General features: G+C 33.7%; 22 protein-coding genes. 14 read left to right on the plus strand and 8 right to left on the minus strand.

Annotation, left to right across the window (positions count from 1 at the left end):
- The first annotated feature begins 40 nt into the window (after positions 1-40).
- The 8 genes from H0V01_08715 to H0V01_08750 all read left to right on the plus strand — a co-directional run bounded on the left by H0V01_08715 (position 41) and on the right by H0V01_08750 (position 9,982).
- Positions 41-1,972, plus strand: coding sequence for an AAA family ATPase (locus H0V01_08715; GenBank protein MBA2583448.1), 1,932 nt, complete (start codon positions 41-43; stop codon positions 1,970-1,972).
- A gap of 276 nt (positions 1,973-2,248) precedes the next feature.
- Complete coding sequence (locus tag H0V01_08720) at positions 2,249-2,965, plus strand: 16S rRNA (uracil(1498)-N(3))-methyltransferase (GenBank protein MBA2583449.1); 717 nt, start codon at positions 2,249-2,251, stop codon at positions 2,963-2,965.
- A gap of 55 nt (positions 2,966-3,020) precedes the next feature.
- On the plus strand, positions 3,021-3,686 hold the full coding sequence (locus tag H0V01_08725; protein ID MBA2583450.1) for a DUF4159 domain-containing protein: 666 nt from the start codon (positions 3,021-3,023) through the stop codon (positions 3,684-3,686).
- A 5-nt stretch (positions 3,687-3,691) separates the two neighbouring features.
- Positions 3,692-4,879, plus strand: coding sequence for an RsmD family RNA methyltransferase (locus tag H0V01_08730; GenBank protein ID MBA2583451.1), 1,188 nt, complete (start codon positions 3,692-3,694; stop codon positions 4,877-4,879).
- A 63-nt stretch (positions 4,880-4,942) separates the two neighbouring features.
- Positions 4,943-7,204, plus strand: a complete 2,262-nt coding sequence (locus tag H0V01_08735) for a M48 family metalloprotease (GenBank protein MBA2583452.1) — start codon at positions 4,943-4,945, stop codon at positions 7,202-7,204.
- Positions 7,205-7,215: 11 nt separating this feature from the next.
- Positions 7,216-7,926, plus strand: coding sequence for a hypothetical protein (locus tag H0V01_08740; protein MBA2583453.1), 711 nt, complete (start codon positions 7,216-7,218; stop codon positions 7,924-7,926).
- A gap of 263 nt (positions 7,927-8,189) precedes the next feature.
- On the plus strand, positions 8,190-8,591 hold the full coding sequence (gene msrB, locus H0V01_08745) for a peptide-methionine (R)-S-oxide reductase MsrB (protein MBA2583454.1): 402 nt from the start codon (positions 8,190-8,192) through the stop codon (positions 8,589-8,591).
- A 113-nt stretch (positions 8,592-8,704) separates the two neighbouring features.
- Complete coding sequence (locus tag H0V01_08750; protein ID MBA2583455.1) at positions 8,705-9,982, plus strand: replication-associated recombination protein A; 1,278 nt, start codon at positions 8,705-8,707, stop codon at positions 9,980-9,982.
- 97 nt (positions 9,983-10,079) lie between these two features.
- On the opposite strand, the gene H0V01_08755 is transcribed toward H0V01_08750, so the two are convergent.
- Positions 10,080-10,499 (minus strand): hypothetical protein, encoded by a 420-nt coding sequence (locus H0V01_08755; protein ID MBA2583456.1) that lies wholly within the window; start codon positions 10,497-10,499, stop codon positions 10,080-10,082.
- Between the two features lie 146 nt (positions 10,500-10,645).
- On the opposite strand from H0V01_08755, the gene H0V01_08760 reads away from it, so the two are divergent.
- Positions 10,646-12,544 carry a polysaccharide biosynthesis protein gene (locus tag H0V01_08760; protein ID MBA2583457.1) on the plus strand — a complete coding sequence of 633 codons (1,899 nt, stop codon included), beginning with the start codon at positions 10,646-10,648 and terminating at the stop codon, positions 12,542-12,544.
- Positions 12,545-12,547: 3 nt separating this feature from the next.
- A complete protein-coding gene (locus H0V01_08765; GenBank protein MBA2583458.1) occupies positions 12,548-12,964 on the plus strand; it encodes an acyl-CoA thioesterase in 417 nt (138 codons plus the stop codon).
- 18 nt (positions 12,965-12,982) lie between these two features.
- On the opposite strand, the gene H0V01_08770 is transcribed toward H0V01_08765, so the two are convergent.
- The 3 genes from H0V01_08770 to H0V01_08780 form a co-directional block, all read right to left on the minus strand.
- Complete coding sequence (locus H0V01_08770; protein ID MBA2583459.1) at positions 12,983-13,930, minus strand: succinylglutamate desuccinylase/aspartoacylase family protein; 948 nt, start codon at positions 13,928-13,930, stop codon at positions 12,983-12,985.
- Positions 13,931-14,043: 113 nt separating this feature from the next.
- On the minus strand, positions 14,044-14,949 hold the full coding sequence (gene rimK, locus H0V01_08775) for a 30S ribosomal protein S6--L-glutamate ligase (GenBank protein ID MBA2583460.1): 906 nt from the start codon (positions 14,947-14,949) through the stop codon (positions 14,044-14,046).
- Positions 14,950-14,997: 48 nt separating this feature from the next.
- Positions 14,998-15,471, minus strand: a complete 474-nt coding sequence (locus H0V01_08780; GenBank protein MBA2583461.1) for an ATP-dependent zinc protease — start codon at positions 15,469-15,471, stop codon at positions 14,998-15,000.
- Between the two features lie 201 nt (positions 15,472-15,672).
- On the opposite strand from H0V01_08780, the gene H0V01_08785 reads away from it, so the two are divergent.
- Positions 15,673-16,236 (plus strand): C40 family peptidase, encoded by a 564-nt coding sequence (locus H0V01_08785; protein ID MBA2583462.1) that lies wholly within the window; start codon positions 15,673-15,675, stop codon positions 16,234-16,236.
- 127 nt (positions 16,237-16,363) lie between these two features.
- Positions 16,364-17,512 (plus strand): hypothetical protein, encoded by a 1,149-nt coding sequence (locus H0V01_08790; protein ID MBA2583463.1) that lies wholly within the window; start codon positions 16,364-16,366, stop codon positions 17,510-17,512.
- Between the two features lie 340 nt (positions 17,513-17,852).
- Here H0V01_08790 and H0V01_08795 read toward each other — a convergent pair whose 3' ends face one another.
- Genes H0V01_08795 through H0V01_08805 form a run of 3 tightly spaced genes read right to left on the minus strand, consistent with a single transcriptional unit; the run spans position 17,853 to position 21,181 of the window.
- Positions 17,853-18,218, minus strand: coding sequence for a hypothetical protein (locus tag H0V01_08795; GenBank protein MBA2583464.1), 366 nt, complete (start codon positions 18,216-18,218; stop codon positions 17,853-17,855).
- Positions 18,190-19,158 carry a DnaJ domain-containing protein gene (locus tag H0V01_08800; protein ID MBA2583465.1) on the minus strand — a complete coding sequence of 323 codons (969 nt, stop codon included), beginning with the start codon at positions 19,156-19,158 and terminating at the stop codon, positions 18,190-18,192. Before H0V01_08800 ends, H0V01_08795 begins: the two co-directional genes overlap by 29 nt.
- A gap of 58 nt (positions 19,159-19,216) precedes the next feature.
- Positions 19,217-21,181, minus strand: a complete 1,965-nt coding sequence (locus tag H0V01_08805; GenBank protein MBA2583466.1) for an ATP-dependent metallopeptidase FtsH/Yme1/Tma family protein — start codon at positions 21,179-21,181, stop codon at positions 19,217-19,219.
- A 156-nt stretch (positions 21,182-21,337) separates the two neighbouring features.
- On the opposite strand from H0V01_08805, the gene H0V01_08810 reads away from it, so the two are divergent.
- Positions 21,338-21,844: a DUF4199 domain-containing protein gene (locus tag H0V01_08810; protein MBA2583467.1), complete on the plus strand. Its 507-nt coding sequence runs from the start codon at positions 21,338-21,340 to the stop codon at positions 21,842-21,844.
- Positions 21,845-21,920: 76 nt separating this feature from the next.
- Here H0V01_08810 and H0V01_08815 read toward each other — a convergent pair whose 3' ends face one another.
- A complete protein-coding gene (locus tag H0V01_08815; GenBank protein MBA2583468.1) occupies positions 21,921-23,969 on the minus strand; it encodes a PD40 domain-containing protein in 2,049 nt (682 codons plus the stop codon).
- A 249-nt stretch (positions 23,970-24,218) separates the two neighbouring features.
- Between H0V01_08815 and H0V01_08820 the strand changes: the two genes are divergently transcribed.
- A complete protein-coding gene (locus H0V01_08820) occupies positions 24,219-24,947 on the plus strand; it encodes a rhomboid family intramembrane serine protease (protein MBA2583469.1) in 729 nt (242 codons plus the stop codon).
- Positions 24,948-24,956: the final 9 nt, after the last annotated feature.

A 24,956-nucleotide genomic window follows, 5' to 3' on the forward strand; every position in this document is an offset into this window, starting at 1 on the left:
CTTCCAAATTCTATTTTTACTTTTAACTTTATCAACTATTATGAGCAAGGAAACAATAGAGTCTTTATTGAAACTGCAAAACTTGCTATTGGTTGAAAAGGAAGAGGATTTTCGCCAATACCAGGATAAATTTTTAAGAAGCAGCTTAAGCCAGAGAAGGGAAAATGGATTTACCTGGTATCCAATTCGAATTACTTCTTCTGATATTGGTTTGGGGGAATATTTAATTGTTGAGGTAGAAAGAACCTCAGGCATGGATGAGGCTCATCAAATGCAGGTAGGAAAAAATGCCGAGCTCTTTACCTCAAACGATGCCTATTCAAAGGAATCAGTTAGTGGAATTATAAAAAATGTTAGCAAAAACAGGCTCAAAATTGCCCTTACAATTGATGATTTGCCCGACTGGGCAACTGAAGGAAAATTGGGAATCAATCTTTTGTTTGATGAAAACAGTTACCGGGAAATGAATATTGCTCTTAAAAAGGTTATTCTTGCTGAGGATAGCAGACTGGCTGAATTAAGAGAAATTCTTTATGGTACTAAAAATGCAACTTTCAATAAGGAAGATGATGCTATAAAAATTAATGCCTTAAATGATTCACAAAACAAGGCCGTAAGAAAAATAGTTGCAGCAAAGGATTTAGCAATCGTACATGGTCCTCCGGGAACAGGTAAAACTACTACAATGGTAGAAGCAATAATTCAGGTTTTGAAAACAGAAAAGCAAGTATTGGTATGCAGTCCCAGCAATCTTGCCGTTGACCTTATGACTGAAAAATTAGCAGAAAAAGGCATTAATGTTTTACGGTTGGGAAACCCCGTTAGAGTGTCGGAAAATTTGTTGAAAAACACACTTGATGCAAAGGTTGCAGCCGATCCTTCCTTTAAGGAAATTAAACAATACCGCAAGCAGGCCGATGAATACCGAAATATGGCATCAAAGTATAAACGAAGTTTTGGTAAGGCTGAAAGAGACCAGCGCAGAATGCTGCGCCAAGAGGCAAAGGAAATTCTAAAACAAGCAAGGACCATTGAAGAATACATAGTAACACTGCAGTTTGATAAAGCACAAGTTATAGCCTGCACACCAGTAGTTTCTTCAGGAAGATATTTAAGGGACAAGATTTTTGACACTGTTTTTATTGATGAGGCCGCACAAGCACTGGAACCGGCATGTTGGATTCCAATTTCAAGATCAAACCGAGTGATTTTTGCAGGTGATCATTTTCAATTGCCACCAACAGTAAAATCAAAAGCTGCTGAAGCTGGTGGATTAAGTAAAACCTTGTTTGAAAAATCAATTTCTTCTCCTGGTGTTTCTGTTATGTTAGAAATTCAGTACAGGATGCATGAACACATTATGGGATTTTCCAATGAGAAATTCTATGGTGGAAAACTTCTGGCTGATGATTCAGTAAAAAATAATCTTTTGAATTATGACACTTCAGAGCCATTACTTTCTATGGCACTTGAATTTATTGATACTGCTGGATGTGGGTATTCAGAAGAATTAAATCCGGAATCCTTAAGTTTTTCTAATCCTGAAGAAGCCCGTTTACTCATCAAACATCTTTCTATGGTACTGGAAAAGTATTATTCCAAAAATAGTGAGCCTGTTTCAATTGGTATTGTTTCCCCTTACAAGGAGCAGGTTCAATTTATCAATGATGAACTTGCAAATCATGAGTATTTAAATCAGCACCTTGCTAGTATTGCAGTTAAAACAGTAGATGGATTTCAGGGGAGAGAGCGTGATATCATATACATTAGCATGGTAAGAAGCAACGATACTGGTGAAATAGGCTTTTTAAATGATATTCGAAGAATGAATGTTGCTCTTACACGTGCAAGAAAAAAACTTGTAGTTATTGGCGATAGCGCAACACTTGCTTACAACAATTTTTACAAGGATTTTTTAACCTATGTAGAATCAATAAACAGTTATAAAAGTGGCTGGGAGTATATGGATTGATAAATTAGTTTTATAAAACCCAACCTTAGTCTGAAAACATAAAAAACAATGAATGGATAAAGGGTAAAACCTAGACATTTCTATTATAAATGAAAGATCAAGTTGCTTAAATAATGCAATTCAGATTATATTTATGCCACTTTCATTTAACCATAAAAAATTTTATTAATTAATTAAGACAGACCTCATAAAAAAAACACAGAGAAAATAGCAAATGCTTTTTTTTATTCTTTGTGTTTTTAAGAAAGCATTTCTTATTTTTGAAAAAAATACACAATGCATCTTTTTTATACTCCTGATATTAATTCAGATCTTTACATTTTATCAGAAGAAGAATCAAAGCATGGGGTGAAAGTTCTACGGCTTAAAAACGGGGACCAAGTAGAATTGATTGATGGTAAAGGAGGTTGGTACAGGGCTGAAATAACAGATGCACATCCAAAAAGGACCCTTGTAAAAGTGCTTAATAAAAAAGAAGAATTTAAAAAACGAAGTTATAAACTGCATATAGCACTTGCCCCAACAAAGAATTCGGTGAGAACCGAATGGTTTTTGGAAAAAGCAACAGAAATAGGAATTGATAGTGTAAGCTTTATTCATTGCAGAAATTCAGAAAGAGTGGTTGTGAAGACTGATCGTTTAAATAAAATAGTAACTTCAGCGGTCAAGCAATCCCTAAAAGCATATCATCCTTTGCTTAATGAACTTGTTTCCTTTAATGAAATGCTTAATGAGGCAGAAAACTTTAAGGGTCAAAAATTTATTGCTCATTGTAGGGAGGAACAAAAGGATCATCTATGCAAATTGTATAAAGCAGGAAAAGATGCATTGATACTTATTGGTCCGGAAGGAGACTTTACAAGAGAGGAAGTAAACATGGCGATGACAAGTGGTTTTGAACAAATAAGTTTAGGGAATAGCCGTTTAAGAACTGAAACGGCAGCCCTGGTTGCTTGCCATACAGTGAGCCTTATAAATGAAAAATGCAGTTAAGATTTATCATTTAAATCATAATTAAAATAGGTGTTAGATATTTAGAATAGACTGAATGAGGAAAATACTTTTTATACTTTGCATAATTGCTTGTGAGCCTGTTTTGGCTCAAAATAAATATGCTTTTCAAATTGCCGTTCTAAAATACGGTGGAGGTGGAGATTGGTATTCCAACCTTGCTACCTCCTTACCAAACCTGATTAAATTTTGCAATAAAAACCTCAACACAAACATCAACCCCGAACAGGCCATAGTAGAGGTAGGCAGCGTAGAAATTTTCAATTATCCTTTTGTTCACATGACCGGACATGGCAATGTGGTTTTTTCAAACAGCGATGCTGAAAACCTGCGCAGGTATCTTTTGGCAGGAGGCTTCCTGCATATTGATGACAATTATGGAATGGATAAATTTATCCGCCCGCAAATGAAAAAAGTTTTTCCTGAACTTGATTTCGTTGAACTTCCTTTTGCTCATCCAGTTTATCATCAAAAATATATTTTTAAAAATGGTTTGCCCAAAATACATGAACATGACCAAAAACCTTCCCAGGGTTTTGGATTGATTTATAAGGGAAGGTTAATATGCTATTATTCTTTTGAAACTGATCTTGGTGATGGATGGGAAGATGCTGAAGTACATAACAATACTGAAGAAACCCGCAGCAAAGCACTGCAGATGGGGGCCAATCTTTTGCAATATGTTCTTTTGAATAATCCATAATTCCATTGAACTTACAGAGCTTACTTGATCCGGAAATTCAAAAATTTATTATTGAACACCAATATGATGATTTAAGGTTATTGGCTCTTAAACTATCATCGGATAAAAATCCTTTTGGAAAGGAAATTTTAAACCAGGTTCAAGGAAGACAAAAAGCAAAAAATAAAATTCCGGATTGGCTTCAAATTCCAAATGTTTTATTTCCAACAGGAATTTCAATTGAACAATCCTCTTCTGAGGCTACTGCAAAATATAAAGCCTCCTTGTTTTCAGGTAAAAAATTAATAGATCTTTCATCCGGTTTAGGAGTTGATTCTTTTTATTTATCCAAAGTATTTGATCAGGTGGTTTTGGTAGAGCCAAATGAACAACTGCTGGAGATTGTAAAACACAATTTCCAAAGTGCAGGCATTAAAAATGCATCATTTTATAACAATACTGCCGAATATTTTATTCACCACAATTCTCCCAAAGCAGACTTAATTTACATAGATCCTTCCAGACGATCGAATACAAATAAGAAACTATTTAGGTTAGAGGATTGCCAACCTAATGTTGCTGAATTAGTGCCAGAACTGTTTTTAATTGCCCCTAAAATAGTAATAAAAACAGCTCCGCTACTTGATATTCAAGCTGCCATTGCTACACTAAGTGCAGTGAAAAAAGTATTTGTTTTAGCACAGAATAATGAATGCAAGGAAGTGTTATACCTGCTTGAAAAAGGTTTTGCCAATGAACCTGAAATAGAAACGATAAATTTAATAAAAGGCAAGAAACAGGTTTTTAATTTTCTGTTTTCTCAGGAAAAACAAGCTATATCAGACTTCTCTATCCCACTAAAATTTTTATATGAACCAAATGCCTCAGTTATGAAGTCTGGGGCATTTAAACTTATTGCTACACGATTTAATATACAAAAGCTTAGTCCAAACAGCCATTTATATACTTCTCAAACATTAATTAATGATTTCCCGGGCCGTTCTTTTCATATACAGGCAGTTTGCAAATACAATAAAAAAGAGGTGCATCACCATTTAAAAGACAAAAAAGCAAATGTTACTTCGCGGAATTTTAAGGATAATGTAAGTGAAATCGTAAAAAAAACTGGAATTATCCAGGGAGGCGATAAGTATCTGTTTGCAACCACAAATACCGATAAAAAAGCTGTAATTATTATTTGTAATCGAATTTAACTTAATTAATGCTGTTTTTTCCAGTAATTATTTTTTCTTTGTACTTATATTAATTGCTTTCCAATGATTATAAAAAATTTATCTGCTGCATTGCTGGCAATAATTGGCACAGTTTGTTTTGCCCAGGACTTCAATAATTATAGGCCGCTTGTATCTTCAGGGAATATTCCGAAGGATTTTACAACCTTATCCATTGATAAATTTAAGCAGGATATAACAGAGGTTAAAAGCGATAAAAGATCAGAACGTAAAACAAAGGAAAAATTTCTTCTTGAAAGCAATTACCTAATTGATGAGTTATTACTAAGCGGTAGAGTATTGTTTAATGACCCTATTAGCAATTATGTTGAAAGGGTTGCCTCTAATCTTCTAAAGGATCAGCCAGAATTAAAAAGCCAACTTAGGTTTTATGTAATCAAATCAACTGCTGTAAATGCTTTGGCCACAAACAATGGTATTATACTCGTTACAATGGGTTTAATTGCACAGCTCGAAAATGAGGCCCAGTTGGCTTATATTCTCTCTCATGAAATTATACATTATACACATAAGCACAACATCAACAGTTATGTTGAAACCTCCAGGATATTAAAAGGAAAGGATTCATACAGAGGATCAAGTGTGGATGATAAAATATTGGCGCGAAGTAATTATTCCAAAGAACTTGAAACGGAGGCCGATAAAAAAGGGCTTACAGAATTCTTTGAAAAATCTCCTTATGCATCAAGTGCTATTAATGGTGTTTTTGATGTCCTTCAGTATGCATACCTGCCTATTGATGATGTTGAATTTAATAAATCATACTTTGAAAAAGGTGATTTTATTTTCCCCGATACTTATTTTATGGAGGAAATAAGCAAAATAAAAACAAATGAAGATTATGATGATTCCAAAAGCACGCATCCCAGCACAGCAAAAAGAAGAGAAGCTATAGCACGAATGACAAAGGATCTTAAAAATGAAAATAAAAGTATGTTTATTCTCCCTAAAACAGATTTTGATCAGGTCAAAAATATTTCAAGGTTTGAATTAACAAGGCTTTACCTTATAAGAAGGGACTATGGAAATGCCTTGTACAACAGTTTTTTGTTGCTAAGAGATTTTCCCAATAATGCATACCTTGAAAAATCTATTGCTACCTCCTTATATGCCGTAAGTAAATACAAAAATGAAGGCCTTGCCTCACAGGTGCTTCACCCATTTAAGAATATTGAAGGACATTCTCAACAGGTTTTTCACCTGCTTTTTAAAATGTCAAAAAAAGAATCCACTATTCTTGCATTGAAGTATTCATGGGAAATAAATAAAAAGCATCCGGGTGATAATACACTTGAAAAAATAGTTGATGAATTGTTTTACGATCTTGTTTATGTACAAAAAAATCAACCCAAAGACTTTTTTGATAAATCTAAAAATGACCTTATTCATGCACATTTAAGAGATAGCCTGGCTGAGCAAAAGCCTGCTGAAGAATTAAGTAAATACGAAAAAATTAAAAGAAAGAAAACAGAAACATTAGGCGGTGATGAAGATTTTTGGAGATTTGCTTTCGTGGATATATCAAAGGAAAAAGAATTTAGCACTAAATTTAATGAACTCGTTGAACAAAGAATATCAGAGGAAGATGAAAGGGACAGAATTAAAACCCGGGAGGAGAGAAAAACACTCGCAAATAAAATTAAGAAAGATAAAAAATTCACAAAAAAATACGGTTATGCACTGGGTATAAATAAAATTGTTCTGGTAAATCCTGTTTATGTAAAAGTAGATCAAAGAAAAAAAGATAATGTAAAATACATTGATTCGGAAATCAGCCAATTGGATTTTGTAAAAAAAATCAATGAAAACGCAAATATTTCAGGTGTAGAGGTGAACATACTTGATGCTAAAACCTTCAAAGAAAACGATGTGGAGGCTTTCAATGATTATTCCCTTATGAGGGATTGGATGAATGAACGTTTTAATCACGACAGCCAGATGAAAATTGTTAGTTCCGAAACAAATAATATACATGAAATATCAAAAAAACACAATACCAAGTATTTTAATTGGATGGGAGCAGTAGCCTACCGACAAAAAAAGAATGATATTGGATATTACCTTTGTTTATCTGCAGTTGGAATCTATACTCTGCCTTTAGGAATTATATATGCACTTACTCCTGGCTATTATACATATTATTACAATATTCTTTTTGATGTTGAAACAGGAAAAATGGAAATGTTAATCTCAGTGGGTACAAATAGAAAAGACAGAGATTCTCTTTTAAATTCCAAAATTTACGATACTTTTATTCAAATGAAAAACAAACCCAGAAATAAATAAATTCAAACTCAATGAAAAGCACAGGTATTGTTTTTTTATTCCAATTCATGATTCTGCTCTGCTTTGGACAGGAAGTTCCCGGATATCAAGGAAAAAGGTTTTCTGCCAATTACGATGGTTTTATTTTTCCCGCTTTATTTCATCCAACAGGAGAGTTTTACGAAACAAGTAGTTTAGCCTTTAACAAAAGGCATAGTTTAGGAATAGATTATGTTATTTCAAGGTCTAGTTCCATGGGAATGGATTTGCAAACCTTTAAAACAGGTTTTTCTTTTAAAAATTATGGAAATACCAGGGGTTCTATTGCAGCAAAAAATATAGGCATATATTTTAAAAATTTTCATAAAAACGATATTGCTCCCCTGGGTCTTTATTCTAAATATGAACTGTTATTCCTAAGTTATAACGTATCTTATTCCGCTGAAAGGGTATTTAAGAATTTACATGAAAGTGAACAATATCCTAGTTATACAAATTTAGGGCCTTATACAGCCCTAATGTTTGCATACTCAATTGGAAAACAAGCTGTGTATTTTGACAGATTAATTTTAAATGGAAGTTTTCAATCTGCATTTAGTCCTAAAATGTTTGGAAAATTTTTCGCTCAGGGTATAGGGGATAACCCTTCTGAAAAGAAATATATTGAACAAATAACCCAATCCAGGTTGTTTGGTGCTTATTTTATCAATTTTAATTTAGGAATTGGTTACCTGATTTTTTAGGGAATAATTTTAACTGCTTTCCCAGGTCTTTTGAGGTAAAGTCATAGTTTGTGGATCATTTAATTTTTTACCCTTAGTTTTCTTTTAATTTCAAATATTCCTTGTTCATGGTTTAAAGATAAATTCCACTATTATTCCATAGTTAACAAATAAACTAGGGTATAAAAGGAAAATTTATTCAGAGTTAAAACGTTAATTTATAAGGATCAATATTAGTTTTAATCACCATTTAATGAATTACAGTATTATTTATTTTAAAAAGAATGACACAAGATAGGATAAACAAAAGTGAAGAGGAATGGAAAAAAGAACTTACAGAGGAGCAATTTAACGTATTAAGAAAAAAGGGTACGGATGCTCCATTTAAAGGGAAATTCACCTATCATAAAGAAAAAGGAATTTATGTTTGTGCCGCTTGTGGAAATGAATTATTCGGTTCCGAAACAAAATTTGATTCAGGGTGTGGATGGCCAAGTTTTTATGATTCCCTGGATAAATCTAAAATTAAAGAGATAAGAGACCTTAGTCATGGTATGGTAAGAACTGAAATTCTCTGTGCCAAATGCGGAGGTCATTTAGGACATGTGTTTGATGATGGCCCTGCCCCTACAAAGCTCCGTTTTTGTGTTAATAGTGCATCTCTCGATTTTAAGAAATCAGAATAATTTTAAATGATAAAATTAATACGAACATTTTGTTTTTTTATTTAAAATCATTTCCTGATTGTTTTAAATAAAAAAGGAACAGAAAAATAAAAGTTATATCAAAAAATAAACCATTGGCAGCAATACAACCCCTTGCGGAAAGATTAAGACCTTCATCACTGGATAATTATATTGGGCAAAAACATCTGGTAGGGGATAATGCTATTTTAAGAAGCGTAATTCAGTCAGGAAATATTCCATCTATGATTCTTTGGGGTCCTCCTGGAGTTGGTAAAACTACATTGGCCAATATCATTTCCAGGGAACTCAAAAGACCTTTCTACTCCTTGAGTGCAATTAATTCCGGGGTTAAAGACATTCGGGAAGTGATTGAAAAGGCTCAAAAACAATCCCTTTTTGCAAGTGGAAATCCTGTTCTTTTTATTGATGAAATTCACCGTTTCAGTAAATCTCAGCAGGATTCATTGTTGGGTGCCGTTGAAAAAGGGGTTATTACATTGATTGGGGCAACTACTGAAAATCCATCTTTTGAGGTTATTTCAGCACTTTTATCCAGATGTCAGGTATATGTACTTAAATCCCTTGATAAAGAAGATCTTTTAGAATTGCTGGATATTGCTATAAAAACCGACACTGAACTTAAAAGAAAAAAAATTGAAATTCAAGAATACGAAGCCTTACTTAGGTTATCAGGAGGTGATGCACGCAAACTGCTTAATATTTTCGAGTTGGTTGTAAGTTCATTTGAATCATCGGATGTGCTAATAACAAATGAACTTGTAATGGACAGGGTTCAGCAGAATATTGCTATTTATGACAAAGCTGGAGAGCAGCATTACGATATTATTTCAGCTTATATTAAATCAATCAGGGGGAGTGATCCCAATGCGGCAGTATACTGGCTTGCCAGAATGATTCAAGGAGGGGAGGATCCATCTTTTATTGCAAGAAGGTTATTGATTTTAGCATCGGAGGATATTGGAATTGCTAATCCAACTGCACTTGTTATTGCAAATAATTGTTTTCAGGCAGTAAATGTAATTGGATGGCCGGAATCAAGAATTATTCTTTCCCAGGCAACTATTTATCTTGCTTCTTCCCCAAAAAGCAATTCAGCTTATATGGCAATTAATGAAGCCCAGCAACTGGTTAATGAAACTGGAGATCTTCCCGTTCCTTTGCATATTCGAAATGCCCCTACAAAGCTTATGAAAGAACTTGGGTATGGAAAAGCGTACGAATATTCCCATAGTTATGAAAATAATTTTTCCGCTCAGGAATATTTACCTGAAAAAATAAAGGAAACTATTTTTTACAATCCAGGGAATAACGACAAGGAAAAGCAAATCAGGGAAAATTTAAAAACACTTTGGAAAAAATACAAATATTAATTTTGCAATAAAGCACTTTGTATTTTCATAAGAGTTAGGAATGGCTCTCAATTTTCATCTCCTGGATAGGTGATTTTTGAATAAAAAAAGTGTTCACTTAATTGAAAAGAATTTCCCTTTGCTCAATATAATGGTAAACATAAGCAATTGCCATTCCTGCTGCGCCTTGTTCAATAAGCTGCCATATTAGATCCAGAGTTGCATGAAGAGAATTGATTTGGCCAACCTTAAAGGAAGAGCCTAGCACAAAAATAATCAGGAAAATTATAAATCCAGCAGCTACTCCCAGGAGAATACCTCGAAGAAAAACATGTTTTTTATCAGCCACAAGAGAATAACAAAAGGCAAGTAAGCCTCCAATAATAATATATAAAAGAGATAGAAAAGAAAGAAAAATTTTTGGAGAATAGGATATTTTATCAAAATCGTTCAACACTACTCCATGCCAAAGATAAGACAAGCCGAACATTAAAATAGAACCTGCAATCCAGGAATATATAATTTTTTTACTAAGCATTTACTTGATTTCTCATGTTAGGCAAATTTAATCATCAATTTTTTAGTAAACAACTATAAATGTTAATGATCATGGGAAAAGAGTAATTTCTTTTTAACTCTCTAAAGCAATTTTATGAGTATATTTGGCAGGTAAAATTATTGGTAATGCTCTTCCCTAGCAATAATACACCCAGATGGGTGATTTTTTTTATTGATACATTTATTTGTATCTTTTCCATTGTACTTGCTTATTTGCTGAGGTTTAATTTTTCAATTCCTGAAAATCTAACTTACCTTCTTACTATAAACCTTCTTTATTTAAACCTGGCTTTAATTATTTCTGTAAGAATAATTAGTTTTCTGTTTGCCCGAACTTATGCCGGAATTATTAGATATACCAGTAGTAAAGATGCAACCAGGATTTTTATTGTAGTGAGTCTTGGAAGTTTGTTTTTTGTGATTTCAAATTTGATAAGTTATTTTTTTGTTTCCGAGTTCATAATTCCTTTTTCCATAGTAATTATTGATTACATGACCACTGTTTTCCTTATGATAACCTTTAGGGTGCTGGTTAAAATGGTTTATTTCGAAATTAAAAATCCATCCAGAGATAAAAGGAATATTATTATTTATGGGGCAGGCGATGCAGGAATAATAGCAAAAAGAACGCTTGATAGAGATGCTGGTGCAAAATATAAAGTTTTGGCATTTATTGACGACAATAAAACCAAAGCAAATAAAAAACTTGAAGGTGTTGCAATATATGAATCATCTAAACTGGTTGACCTGGTTAGCAAGTATGATGTTGCTCACCTCATAATTTCCATACAGAACCTGCCATCTGTCAGAAAAAAAGAAATTGTAGATACTTGTCTTGCGTATAAAACAAAAGTGCTTAACGTTCCTCCAGTGAGTACCTGGATTAATGGTTCATTGAGTTTTAAACAGATTAAAAAAGTAAGGATCGAGGATTTGCTTGGTCGTGAGCCTATTAAATTGGATGAAGAAAAAATAAATAAACAAATCTCTGGCAAAGTTATTCTTGTTACAGGTGCTGCCGGTTCAATAGGAAGTGAAATTGTTAGGCAAATTGCCCCCTATAAACCAAAAAAGATTATTATGCTCGACCAGGCTGAATCTGCCTTGTATGACCTGGAAATAGAATTGGGTGAAAAATATCCAAAATCCCTTTTTGAACCCGTAATTGGAAACATCAGAGTAAATGAGAGAATGGAAAATGTTTTTCGTTCCTTCAGGCCCGAATTGGTTTACCATGCTGCTGCATACAAACACGTACCAATGATGGAAAATAATCCATCAGAGGCCATATTTACAAATGTGCTGGGAACTAAAACAATTGCTGATCTTTCAGTTAAATACCTTGTAAAGAATTTTGTAATGGTATCTACGGATAAAGCAGTAAATCCGAGTAATGTAATGGGTGCCTCAAAAAGAATTGCCGAAATGTATATACAGGCCCTTAACAATAAAGCAGATGTTACCAGTTTTGTGACTACGCGTTTTGGGAATGTTTTAGGCTCAAATGGTTCGGTGATTCCATTATTTAAGAAACAAATAGAAAAGGGGGGGCCAATAACAATTACTCATCCTGATATTACCCGTTATTTTATGACAATACCCGAGGCTTGTCAACTTGTTCTGGAAGCAGGAGCTATTGGTAATGGTGGTGAAATTTTGATATTTGACATGGGCAAATCCATTAAAATTGTAGAACTTGCCAAAAAGATGATTAAATTATCTGGCCTTGAATTAGGAAAAGATATTCAAATAACCTACACAGGACTAAGACCCGGTGAAAAATTATATGAAGAGTTACTAAATAACAAAGAAAATACAATAGCAACACACCATCCACAAATAATGAAAGCACATGTTGCTGAGTATGATTTTGAAACCATTTCAATACGCATTAATGAACTTATCGGGCTTTTTGAAAATCAAAACAATGTTGCTATTGTTTCCAAAATGAAAGAAATTGTTCCTGAATTCATTAGTAACAATTCTGTTTTTTCTGAATTAGATAAACCCAAAGCAACTGCTTAAAACATGCCCCTTACGTCAACAATTGAAATACGATTTGCTGATATTGACAAGTTAGGACACGTAAACAATGCCATTTACCTGAGTTATTTTGAACAAGCGCGTTTGAAATATTTTAACCAGGTGCTAGGTATGGGGATAGACTGGTCAGAAACAGGAATTATTCTGGCACGGGCTGAAGTTGATTTTATTTTACCCATACATTTGGAAGATAATCCCTTTATTGAAATATCCTGCACTAGAATAGGAACAAAGAGTTTTGATTTGAATTATCAAATTTTTATTGCAGGAAATTCCAATAAGACACTTGCAACAAAAGGAAAATCAGTAATGGTATGTTATAATTATAAAACCGCCAAAACCATACAAATGCCTGAAATCTGGATTGAGAAGATTATGGCTTTTGAAAATAAATTAGTATAATATTTTTTAAGCTTGTAATCAAATGCTGATTCCAATATGAATTAAGGCATCACCTCTATTAATTACAGGAAGGTTATTTATCCCTATTATATAGCCTGAGGCTGAGGCAATAATTTCTGTTTCAAATTCTCCATAAGGATCAGTTACAGTTCCCAATAGCTCATTTTTCTTGACAAAAGCCCCGTTTTTTTTCACAGGATGAAAAAGACCTGAGTTTTTCGCCCTTACCCAAGTAGTTTTTTGAATCAATTTGGTTATTCCTGGTTTTGTTTTTGCCTCAATCATTTTTAAATGGACAAAAAGTCTTTTGCAACCATCAATTCCTTCTTTTATGGCCAATTGGTCAAATCGTGATGATTCTCCACCTTCATATACAAGTATGGTTTTGCCAATGTTTGCTGCTTCCTTTCTTAATGTTTTATCCCTGAGTCCTGAATTAATAATAAAAGGAGAGCCGAATTGCTCTGCCAGTTCAAGGTTTTGCAATGCACCAAAAGAACAGCGGATTTGTGGAAAATTGCTTTTACTTGCCCCCCCGGTATGAAAATCTACACCAAAACTAATTTGAGGAATAATCTCGCTCATAAGATCATGGGCTATTCTACTTCCAAGGGAACCACCAATGCTACCTGGAAAACACCTGTTAAGATCCCTTCCATCAGGCAGGCTCCTTGTTCCATAAACAAAAGACACAATATTAATTACCGGAATTGCTATAACTGTGCCTTTGTGAAGCTTTGAAAAAGTATTGTTTACAATAAGACTTCTTATTATTTCTACCCCATTTATTTCATCCCCGTGCATGCCTGCCAACAGCAAGACTACTGGCCCATCTTCTAAGGACCTGTAAACGAAAACCGGAATATCAATTACTGTTCTTGTAGGTAAACGATAAGTATTAAGACTAACTTGGGCAGATTCACCTGGTCTTACTGTTACGCCATTTATCGTGATGTCTTTTGTCATTTAATATCCTAAATATACTATTGGAGTTGTGAAAATAAATTACCTAAAAGCTTAAAAAAAATAAATTTCAACACTAAAACATCTGGAAAAAAATAAAAAGAGGCTTTGAGAATTTACACACCTATTTTATCTTTTGAACCTTTTCCTTTTGCATTTCGTTCCACAAATTCAATGATTTTGCCGGCAATATTAATTCCTGTAGCATGCTCAATACCTTCAAGTCCGGGAGATGAATTTACCTCAAGTATAAGAGGCCCTCTTGAAGATTGAAGCATATCAACACCTGCAATTGCAAGTCCGAGTGTTTTTGCTGCTTTAAGTGCAACTGCTTTTTCTTCTCTTGTTAATTTTATTAAACTGGCACTTCCTCCCCTGTGAAGGTTTGAACGGAATTCTCCGTCTTTACCCTGTCTTTTCATTGCACCCACCACAATACCATCAACAACAAATGCTCTAATATCCGCTGCCTTTGCTTCTTTTATGAATTCCTGTACAATAATTCTGGTTTTAAGCCCATAAAAAGCCTCAATTACTGATTCTGCGGCTTTTTTAGTTTCTGCCAGCACCACACCAAGGCCTTGTGTTCCTTCAAGCAATTTAATTACAAGGGGTGCTCCACCAACCTTATCAATAACCTGCATAACTTCTTTGGAGTGATTTGTGAAAACAGTTTTAGGCATTCCCAATCCAGCACGTGATAAAATCTGAAGGCTTCTTAATTTATCCCGTGACCTAACAATGGCTTGAGATTCAACGGCAGTAAACACCTTCATCATCTCAAACTGCCTTACAACTGCAGTTCCGTAAAAAGTAATCGAAGCCCCGATACGAGGAATTACTGCATCTACATTAGTTAATTTTTCACCCTTGTAATGTATTGCTGGATCTCCCTTTTCTATGACCAAATCGCATTGCGAATGATCAATTACTCTTACCTCATGCCCCCGCTCTTTCGCTGCTTCCACCAATCTTTTCGTTGAATAAAGTCTATTGTTTCTGGATAAAATAATGATGTTCATATAATATAAATCAATGGTTAATTAGTATAGTTGGTTTTGAGCTTCGGCTTATTTTTTTTCAATTTTTGATGTCAAATTTACCTTTGTAACATCAATAATAAATCCTTTGGATAGCACTTTTCTTCCTATCAAAACAGGATACTTCAGATTTGCCCGATCCGAAAGAGAAACTTCTGTCATTATTTCCTTACCTGCAATAATTAATTTTGTTTTTATCACAAATCGTTTTTCAAATTGCCCAAAAGAACTTTTGATTTTTTTTCGGGTATAAGTTTTAAATTGCATCTCCTTATTACTAAATAAAGGATGTGAGGGATCAAGTATTTTAAAACATAATATCTTTTCCTTACCTTCTCTTAATTCATAAACATCATTACAATGAAAGGCAGTACTATATGCACCTGTATCAATTTTGGCCTGAATGGAGAAAACACCCAAATCAGGAAGATCAATAAGTTCCTTTCTACCAATTATGATTTTCTCTACCTTTTTTCCTTTCTTCTTATCATTTGGCTTTATCATGAAGCAAAAATATATTTTTTTAAATGCTTTCAAACATAATTAACATTCTTTTTTTAATAAACTTATTTTATCATGGACCCTTTACATTGTATAAGCAAGTATATTTGGCCCATGCTGATAAATAAATATTTTTCTTTCCCAGTGATAGTAGGCCTTCTTTTGTCTTTCACATTCACAGCTTGTCATACAAAGAAAACAACCATGGAAAGAGGGGGGGCAAAAAAACACTCTTTGGAAAAGGCTACTGCAAAAAAAAACAATCCAACCAATTCGAAAACAGCAACAAAAGAAGGTACAAAGGCTGAAAAAACTGTTGAAGCCGACAAAACCTCTAAAGAAATTAATAGGGAAATAAAAATCAAATACTCAGAAATACTTGAGGTAAAACCCAATGATATTAGTGATGTAAAATTATATGAATTTATTGATAAATGGCTTGGGGTGCCCTACAAGTATGGTGGGCGATGCACCACGGGGGTTGATTGTTCAAACCTTGCAACCTTAATTTATGCAGAGGTTTACGATAAATCCTTTTCAGGATCCTCAGCAAGTTTGTTTAATCTTTGCAAAGAAGTTAGTAAAGAGGAGCTACAAGAGGGCGATCTTGTGTTTTTTAAAATAGAACAAACAAAGATATCCCATATTGGAGTTTATTTGCACAACAATAAATTCGTGCATTCCACCACAAAAAGAGGAGTAATGATTAGTGACCTTAATGAGGCCTATTATAAAAAGTATTTTTTTAAAGCAGGCAGGATTCGATGAATTAATGTTGGAATAAGCTGCATTGTTTTTAAGGCATTGAATAATTTTTTGCAAACATTATTTTCCTAGCCTCGTTTTTTTCAGCTTCTGTAATATTATGCAAACTAAAGAATAATTAGTAAATTCAATGAATAAAAAACTATACGCTTTGAAATTAAAACTAGCAGATTTTGATCAGGAAAAGCGTGTAGGAGCAATAAAATTCATATTGCTTGCAGCTCTTTTTATTGGAATAATGCTTTCTTATAATTTATGGCTTACAGAGTCAATATATTTTCCATTAACCCCATTGTTTGATTTTTTTCCCGGTTTAATCCAGCCATTCGATCATATACTGCTGTATATTATCATTCTGCTTATTGCTGTTGGTTTTGTTTACCCATTTAATTTCCTACTGAACATTTCCCTTTTTATCCTGTTGCTGATTCTTGCATTCTTGGATATTAACAGGTTTCAACCCTGGGTTTACCAATACCTGCTTATGCTTTTGGCATTTTCTTCTATGACAAAGAAACAAGGCCCGGCTTTTCTAATACCTGCTTTGCAGTTGTTACTGTGTGGCATATTTTTCTGGAGTGGAATTTTTAAATTCAACCACCTGTACTTTTCCCAGGTAGTGAATCGGTTTTCGGAGTCCATGGGAAATAATGTTATTGTTTATGGTATTGGTTTGTTAATTCCTGTATTAGAACTGTTTACAGCTATTGGATTATTAGTTAGGAAAAGCAGGAAAATTGCAATTTTCACAGCATTTTTCATACATTTTTTTTATTTATTAGTTACAGGGCCTCTTGGGAGTAATACTAACACGGTTCTTTGGCCCTGGAATACCGCAATGCCATTGTTTGTGTTTTTTCTTTTTACCGGGGAACATTTATATTTTTCACAAAACCTGAAAGGTTTTTTTCAGTTGAATATAACAAGGGCCATTCTTCTGCTGGCTTGGATAATTCCCATATTTAATCTGTTTAACCTGTGGCCTGCCTATACTTCTTTTAACCTATACTCTGGAAATACAAACAATGGAAGCATTTATATAAGTGATCAAACAAAATCAATGTTACCAGAAAAAATTGGAAAACTGGTTAAAAATAATGCACTTGAAATTAAAGAATGGTCAATGGAAGAAATGAACGTTCCAGCATTTCCTGAGAAAAAAGTTTTTCTCTCAGCCAGAAATTTTATTTATAATTATGCTGCCGATAGCACAGAGGTAGTTTTATATTACCGGCCAAAAACTCATCTGATTGGAAATCCACAAGCTGAATTTTATTGATTTCTTCCAGCTTTTTTTAAAATAAAACCTTCCTCTTAAAGGTTGCCTTTCTTTGCTTCAAAAATTTTATTTGCAATTGAAAACCGATTTGGTTTAATAGGAGGAAATGATTGTTTGTTATTGCCTTACTGAAATTTACTGGAGCCTATTTTCCCAAAACTTCAATTATTACAGTCTATAAATGCTTTAATAGTATAAAATTCAAGCCTGGCACAGCAATTTTATATTCTATTGAAAAGGAAATAAAGATTTTCACTGAGATAAGTGAAAGTAATTTTGGATGGATAAAAAGATTGCTGGTTTTATTTGTTCATGTACCTGAAAAAGTTCAATTTAATTTTTATATACCTTTTCTCTTTTCAAAAAAGAACAATTGTGCTCTTGCTACATTATAATTTGCAGGATTGGCATTTATAATCACAAGGTAACAAGCCAAAGAAGTAAAATGCCATTCAGCATTTAAGGTTTGATGATGATGGCCACTATAAATTCTTTTAAAATGTTGATTAAGTGAAATAGACAATGATTGGCAAGTTTTTAATGCCCTGTTTACTGCTTCATTGAATTCAAATACATCCGCACATTTTAGTTTTTCCATTAATTCATTTGAAGTGCATATAAATACGGGATTTGCTTCCGCATAATTCATACTATCTTCCTGAATAATATCCAAATTACTAAACTGTTCCTGCATGTTTTTTAGCATTTTTAATTGCATTAAGTTGTCTGATTAATTCCAATTCTTGTTCAGAAAAATCTTTTGGTATTTGAACATTAATTTTGCCATATAAATCTCCGAAAGTACCCGGGTTTTTATATAGGGGCATACCTAAGCCCTTTAACCGTAACACTTTTCCATTTTCAGTACCGGCAGGAATGTTTATTTTTACACTCCCGCTTAGGGTTCTTATTAACGTGGAACCTCCTAAAATCAGCTTATACAAATGCATTGGCACATTCACATAAAGATCATTTTCTTTTCTTTCAAAATGGGGATGACTAGCAACATGGATAGTAAGGTACAAATCTCCTGCAGGGCCAGTGCCTATACTTTGTGCACCTTTTCCTTTAACCCTTAATTTTTGATTGTCTGCAACACCTGGACTTATTTTGATTTTGATTTTCTGATCATTTAGATTCAATATTTTTTCTGTACCATGAAAAGCCTCCTCTAATGAGATTTCAATTTCAGCCTGGTAATCCTGACCTTTAAATGCATTCGAACCTTGCCTTTCCCCGCTATTGGATCTCCTTTTGGAAAAACCACCACCAAATAGAGTTTCGAAAAAATCAGAAAAACCTCCATCTCCAAAAGCATCCCCAAAATCACCAGTAAAGGTTTCATATCCTCTTCCTGAGCTTTGCTTTGCTCCAGACCATTGGGACCAATCGTAGGGCTTAGATGTTCCAGCTTGCTGGTAATGCCTCCAATCCTTGCCGAATTTTTCGTATTTGCTTCTTTTCTCAGGATCACTTAATACTTGGTATGCTTCGTTTACCTCTTTGAATTTTTCTTCTGCAGCTTTATTTCCTTGATTTTTATCAGGGTGATATTTTAAGGCAAGCTTCCTGTAAGCCTTTTTAATATCTGCTTCAGATGCATCTTTTGATAGTCCTAAAATCTTATAATAATCTTTATAGTTCACAAGTTCATGTTTAATGGTTCTATTACAATAATAAACCCTTGAGATAAAATCATTTCCATTAATTAACAGGGACTGGTTCAAGTGTATCTGTGGTTTTTCTTTTGCCAATTAATCTTTCAAAATCAGCTACGTATATAATTTCTTTGTCAAGAAGCTCTTGTGCTATTAATTCCATTTCCTTTCTTTTTCCTCTTAGTAATTTTAATGTTCGTTCATAACTGTTAGCAACAAGTTTTCGTGCTTCATTATCTATCATACGGGCTGTTTCATCTGAATACAATTGTTTATAGGTATATTCTCCTGTTGTATCTATATAAGAGAAATGACCTATGTTAGGATTCATCCCGTATTGGGTAATCATGGAATAAACAAGTTTTGTTACCCTTTCCAGGTCATTTTGTGCGCCTGTAGATATTTGTCCAAAAACAATTTCTTCTGCAGCCCTTCCACCTAGGGTCATACAAATACTATCAATGAGTTGATCGGAAGTATACAGGTACTGTTCCTTTGGCAGGTATTGTGCATAACCCAGAGCTGCTAGTCCTCTGGGAACAATTGAGACCTTGACAAGGGGATGGGCATATTTTAAAAACCAACCGCAAATGGCATGTCCTGCTTCATGGTAAGCAACTATCTTTTTTTCTTCATTTGATATAATTTTATTTTTCTTTTCAAGTCCACCTATTACCCTGTCAATTGCATCATTAAAATCAATGAGTTCAACCTCTGATTTGTTTTTTCTGGCAGCAATCAGTGCGGCTTCATTGCAGATATTGGCTATTTCTGCTCCAGCAAAACCAGGAGTCATTGCTGCCAGCTTTTTTTCTTCTACATCCTTTGATAATTTTATTTTTCTTAAATGAACCTTGAAAATTTGTTCTCGTCCTATCAAATCAGGTTTGTCAATGAGTATTTGCCGGTCAAAACGACCTGGCCTTAATAAGGCTGAATCCAGCAAATCGGGCCGGTTTGTTGCTGCCAGTATAATTACAGCCTTTTCACTGTTAAAACCATCCATTTCAACAAGCAATTGATTGAGGGTGTTTTCTCGCTCATCATTGCTTTGCATCATGTTTTTCCCTCTGGCACGACCAATAGCTTCAATTTCGTCTATGAAAATTATACAGGGTGCTTTTTCCCTTGCTTGTTTAAACAAATCCCTTACTCTTGCGGCTCCAACACCTACGAACATTTCAACAAAATCAGAACCTGAAATACTATAAAATGGTACATTAGCCTCTCCTGCCATTGCTTTTGCCATTAATGTCTTACCTGTTCCGGGAGGCCCTGTAAGTAATACTCCTTTTGGAATTTTAGCTCCCAATGCTGTATATTTTCCTGGGTTTTTTAAAAGATCTACAATTTCCATTACTTCTACTTTTGCCTCATCAAGACCAGCTACATCATTAAATGTTACGTTGGTTTTCGAACCTTTTTCAAACAATAAAGCTTTTGATTTACCTACACTGAAAATTCCTCCACCTCCACCTGCTCCACCACCCATTCCTCCTTTACTTATCCGGTTAATCAGGAAAATCCAAATGGCAACAAAAATTGCAATAGGAATAAGCCAGGCTAGAGCATCTAAACCCCAGTTTTTACGTTTCTCAAATCTTGGACTAATACGGTCCTCTATAGGTATTTGGCTTTGAGCCTGGTCCAATTGTTCTTGAAAATATTCAACTGAACCAATGGTGAAAAAATAATGAGGCCCTTCATTTGGCTTTCCGAAACTTGTTTGTGCAACTTCCTTATACTCATCCTTAGTTAGGCTTTCTGGTTTTAAGTAAACTTCCACAAGTTCATTATTTACAACAACAATACGAGATACATCATTTGTAAGAAGCATCCCCTGTTCAAATTTTTTCCATTCAATTTCTTTTGAAGTGCTGCGGGAAGTGAAAAAATAAAGACCGATAAAAATTAATGCAATAATAAAATAGAATTTATAAAGATTAAGAGGTGAATTCTTTAGAAATTTTCCTGTATCATTATCTTTTTCATTTTCTTTTTCTTCGCTCATATTTATTGCTTTTAACTGTCTATTAAATTTAAGAAAAAAAAATGAATTCTCATTTACCTGATTTTAGAGGAAAAAGAACAAAAGAGGAAAGTTTTTAATTAAATTTGACTTATATTAATAGCTGTGTTTAATATAATAAATAAAAAAAAGCAGGTAATGAAAACTGAAATTAAATATGGATTAATTACTGGGGTTTTAGGGGCAGCTTGGCTTTATATTGAATATGTTATTGGATTGCATGATACATACATTGATTATCATCCTAAGGTAACTATGTTTGCCCTTTTTATCCCTGTTGTTACAATTGTTTTGGCAATCAGAGAAAAAAGGAACAAAAGCCAGGAGGGGATGATTACTTTTTGGCAAGGTGTGTTAACCGGGTTTGGAGTATCCTTGATTGCTGCAATTATTAATGTAGGCGCACAGTGGCTATATTTAACAGTAATAAACCCTGAATGGACAAGTTTTATGGTGGAAATGACAAGGATTAAAGCTTCTGAAAAATTAGCTGATCCCATACAAATAGAAAATCAGGTAAAGGAGGCAGAACAATATTTTACAAAAGGAAATTACCTACAACAGTCTTTTTATGCCCCATTTATTTTGGGAATTGTTATTTCTTTGATTGCCTCAGGGATTCTTAGGAAGAAAATCACCAATTAATAAAAGAGGGATCTGTAAAAAACATTCCTCAATGCTTTTGCTATAGTTTTCCTTATTACTTAAAAAGTTAATTAGATCAGGGTTTAAAATTAACTTTTATCAAATCTTCCAGAAATATCCGTTTTCCATTGTAGATTGCAGTAACAAAAGAATCAGTGGTTAAGCCACCTTTGGCTATTATTTTCATTTTAAGCATATCCGCCTCTTTTAGTGTGCTAAAATTACCAAGAGTGAATCTTTCTATTTTATCTTCAAGCATTAGGGTTTCAACTTTTCCAAATTCAACAAGATGTTTATACACGAAATTCTCAGGCATTCTGTAAGCTCCTATCTGAACCTTATATATTAACCCATCTGTAACAATGTTGCCGTATTTTTCAAGGATTTGATCAAATGTCATTACTTCACTATTCACAATGGCTATGGTTTCCGTTTCAACAATTTGTTTTGTTTCTGTTTCCACTTCTGTTATTGTTTCTATTATTGTTTCTGTGTCACTTACAGGTAATTTAGCAACAAAATCTTCTGTGTAAAATTTAACATCTATTACTTTTTCAATAAAAGAATCCAGATATGTTGTATTGATTGTTTCAGACTTTGGTTCAAATCCTTCAACTTTATAGGTAATAGTATATATAAGTCCTGCCGGAAGGTTTACCAAATATTTTCCGCTTATTTCATTTGAATGGTATGTTCCTTTCTCCTTCATTCCTGATGCAACCATTATTTCTGCATACATTGGTTCATCATCAATTGTTACATTACCCTTAACTAACATTAGCACTGTCTTTTTTAAAAGCAGGCCTGGCTCCACAACATAAATATCTTTTTTGCCCATTCCTCCGGGTTTTCCCGATGCATAATAGCCCCTTTTTCCATCTGCTGTTAAAACGTAAAAAATATCGTCATCTGCAGTATTTATTGGATAACCAAGATTTTGTGGTTTTGACCATCTTTGTTCCTTATTAATTTCTGAAACGAAAATATCAAAACCTCCCATACTGTTATGTCCCTTTGAACTAAAATGTAGAATTGTTCCATCAGGATGGATAAAGGGAGCATCTTCATCAAAAGATGTGTTAATTGTAGGTCCCATGTTTTTGATATTATCCCATGTTCCTTTTTTGGAGATTTCGGCAGTATATAAATCCTTTCCTCCATATCCACCCGGCCTTTCACTGGAGAAATAAATTAATTTTTCATCAGAGGATAAAGAAGCACTTCCTTCCCAATCTTTAGAATTAATGTTTCCTTTTAACCTTTCTGGCTCAGACCAAACTTCTCCCACTAAGTTACTTACAAAAAGATCGCCCTTGTCTTTTTTAGTATGTCTGTAAATAAATAATTTTTGACCATCATTTGAAATAGCTATACTGGCATCATGGTTGGTACCATTGATATTTGTTCCGATAGAAACAGGTTCGCTCCAAATCTCCTCCACTTTATGAGAAATAAAAACGTCTTCAAAATATTGCCCGAATTGAAAATCACTATTCAATGATTCATCCATTAAACCACCTGTTGATTTATTTCCTCTATAGGTGAAAATCAAAACTGATTCATCCGAAGAAATTACAGGTACATATTCATCCTCATTAGTGTTTACAGGAAGCCCAAGGTTGTATATTTTTGCTTCAATAGGATTTTCCATTAATTCTTTTCCATTGTTGCAGTTTTCAATAAGTCTCACAACTTGTTTTTTTCTTTCATTGCTTGGACTTTCCTTAAGGTGTTGGTTCAAAAATAAGATAGCTTCATCAAATTTTAAATTATAATGTAGGGCTGATCCAAGATAAAAAGAAAGGTCTGTAGTGTTTGGCCGGGTTTCATAAACCTGTTTTAAATAATTTTCTGCATTAGCATATTCATCACTTTGTTTTAAATAACAAATGCCAATTTTGTATTTAAGCAATAACTCATCAGGGTATTTTTCCAGTAATTTTTGATATGCATACAAGGCACTGGTATGAGACCCGAATTTAAAAGAATTATCTGCTTCCAATAAAAGACTTTTGTCTTCCTTGCCCTTTATGTTTTTATTTTTTATCGGTGTATTTCCTCCGGCAAAACAAATAACCGAAATTAAAATTAGAGAGCACGAAAGCAATATTCTTAATCTGTTCATTGACTAATATTTAGCTATCAAAGATAATTATATTTTATAAAGTACAAAAAAAATAAATAGTCATTTACCCTGACTTTGCTACAATTGAAAGAATTCCTAAGAATTTTCTCCTAAAATTTATTTGTTTCCAAGCAGTATATTATTGTTTTTAATCGTTTCCAATAAAGCCGGTGCTGGAATAATAAATGCAACTATTTTTCCATGGTGCAATTTAGTTGTTATTTTTGTAAACCTTAATGGATCGAAAAAATGAAAGAAGAAAAAGTAAGGTTTGTTCGTAGTTTGTTTTTTCCAGCTTTTTTTGTGACTTTAATGTGGATGGTAAAAACAATCGAGCATTTAACAGAATTTAGTTTTATGCACCTGGGTATATTTCCAAGAACTGCAAAGGGTTTAGTAGGTGTTTTATTTTCACCCTTCATTCATGGGGATTGGATGCATCTTTTTAATAATTCACTTCCCATTATTATTTTGGGCACTGTTCTTTTTTACTTTTACAGGCCAATTGCCTACAAAGTTTTTTTTCTTATTTTTTTTATTGCCAATATCTGGCTATGGGCTTTAGGCCGTCCGGCTTATCATATTGGAGCTAGTGGAATTGTTTATGGTTTAGCTGCCTTTGTTTTCTTTAGCGGTATTATTAGATGGCATATTCCATTAATGGTATTGTCACTTTTAGTGACTTTTTTATACGGGAGTTTAGTATGGGGAATTTTTCCAATTAGCCATAGAGTTTCTTTTGAAGGACATCTAACTGGCAGTATTGCTGGAATGATTCTGGCTTATATTTACCGAAAAGAAGGCCCTCAAAGAAAAAAATACGAGTGGCAACAAGAAAATGATGAAGAAGATGATATCCCTGATGATGAAAATGCATATTGGCGCAAAATACAGCCTGAAGAGCATAAAAATGAAAACAATACTTCTCCTGGTCAGTCACAGGGTGATGTACATTATCACTATAAACCTTTGGAATAAAAGATTCAT

This window comes from Bacteroidota bacterium, assembly GCA_013696965.1.
Taxonomy (GTDB): domain Bacteria; phylum Bacteroidota; class Bacteroidia; order JACCXN01; family JACCXN01; genus JACCXN01.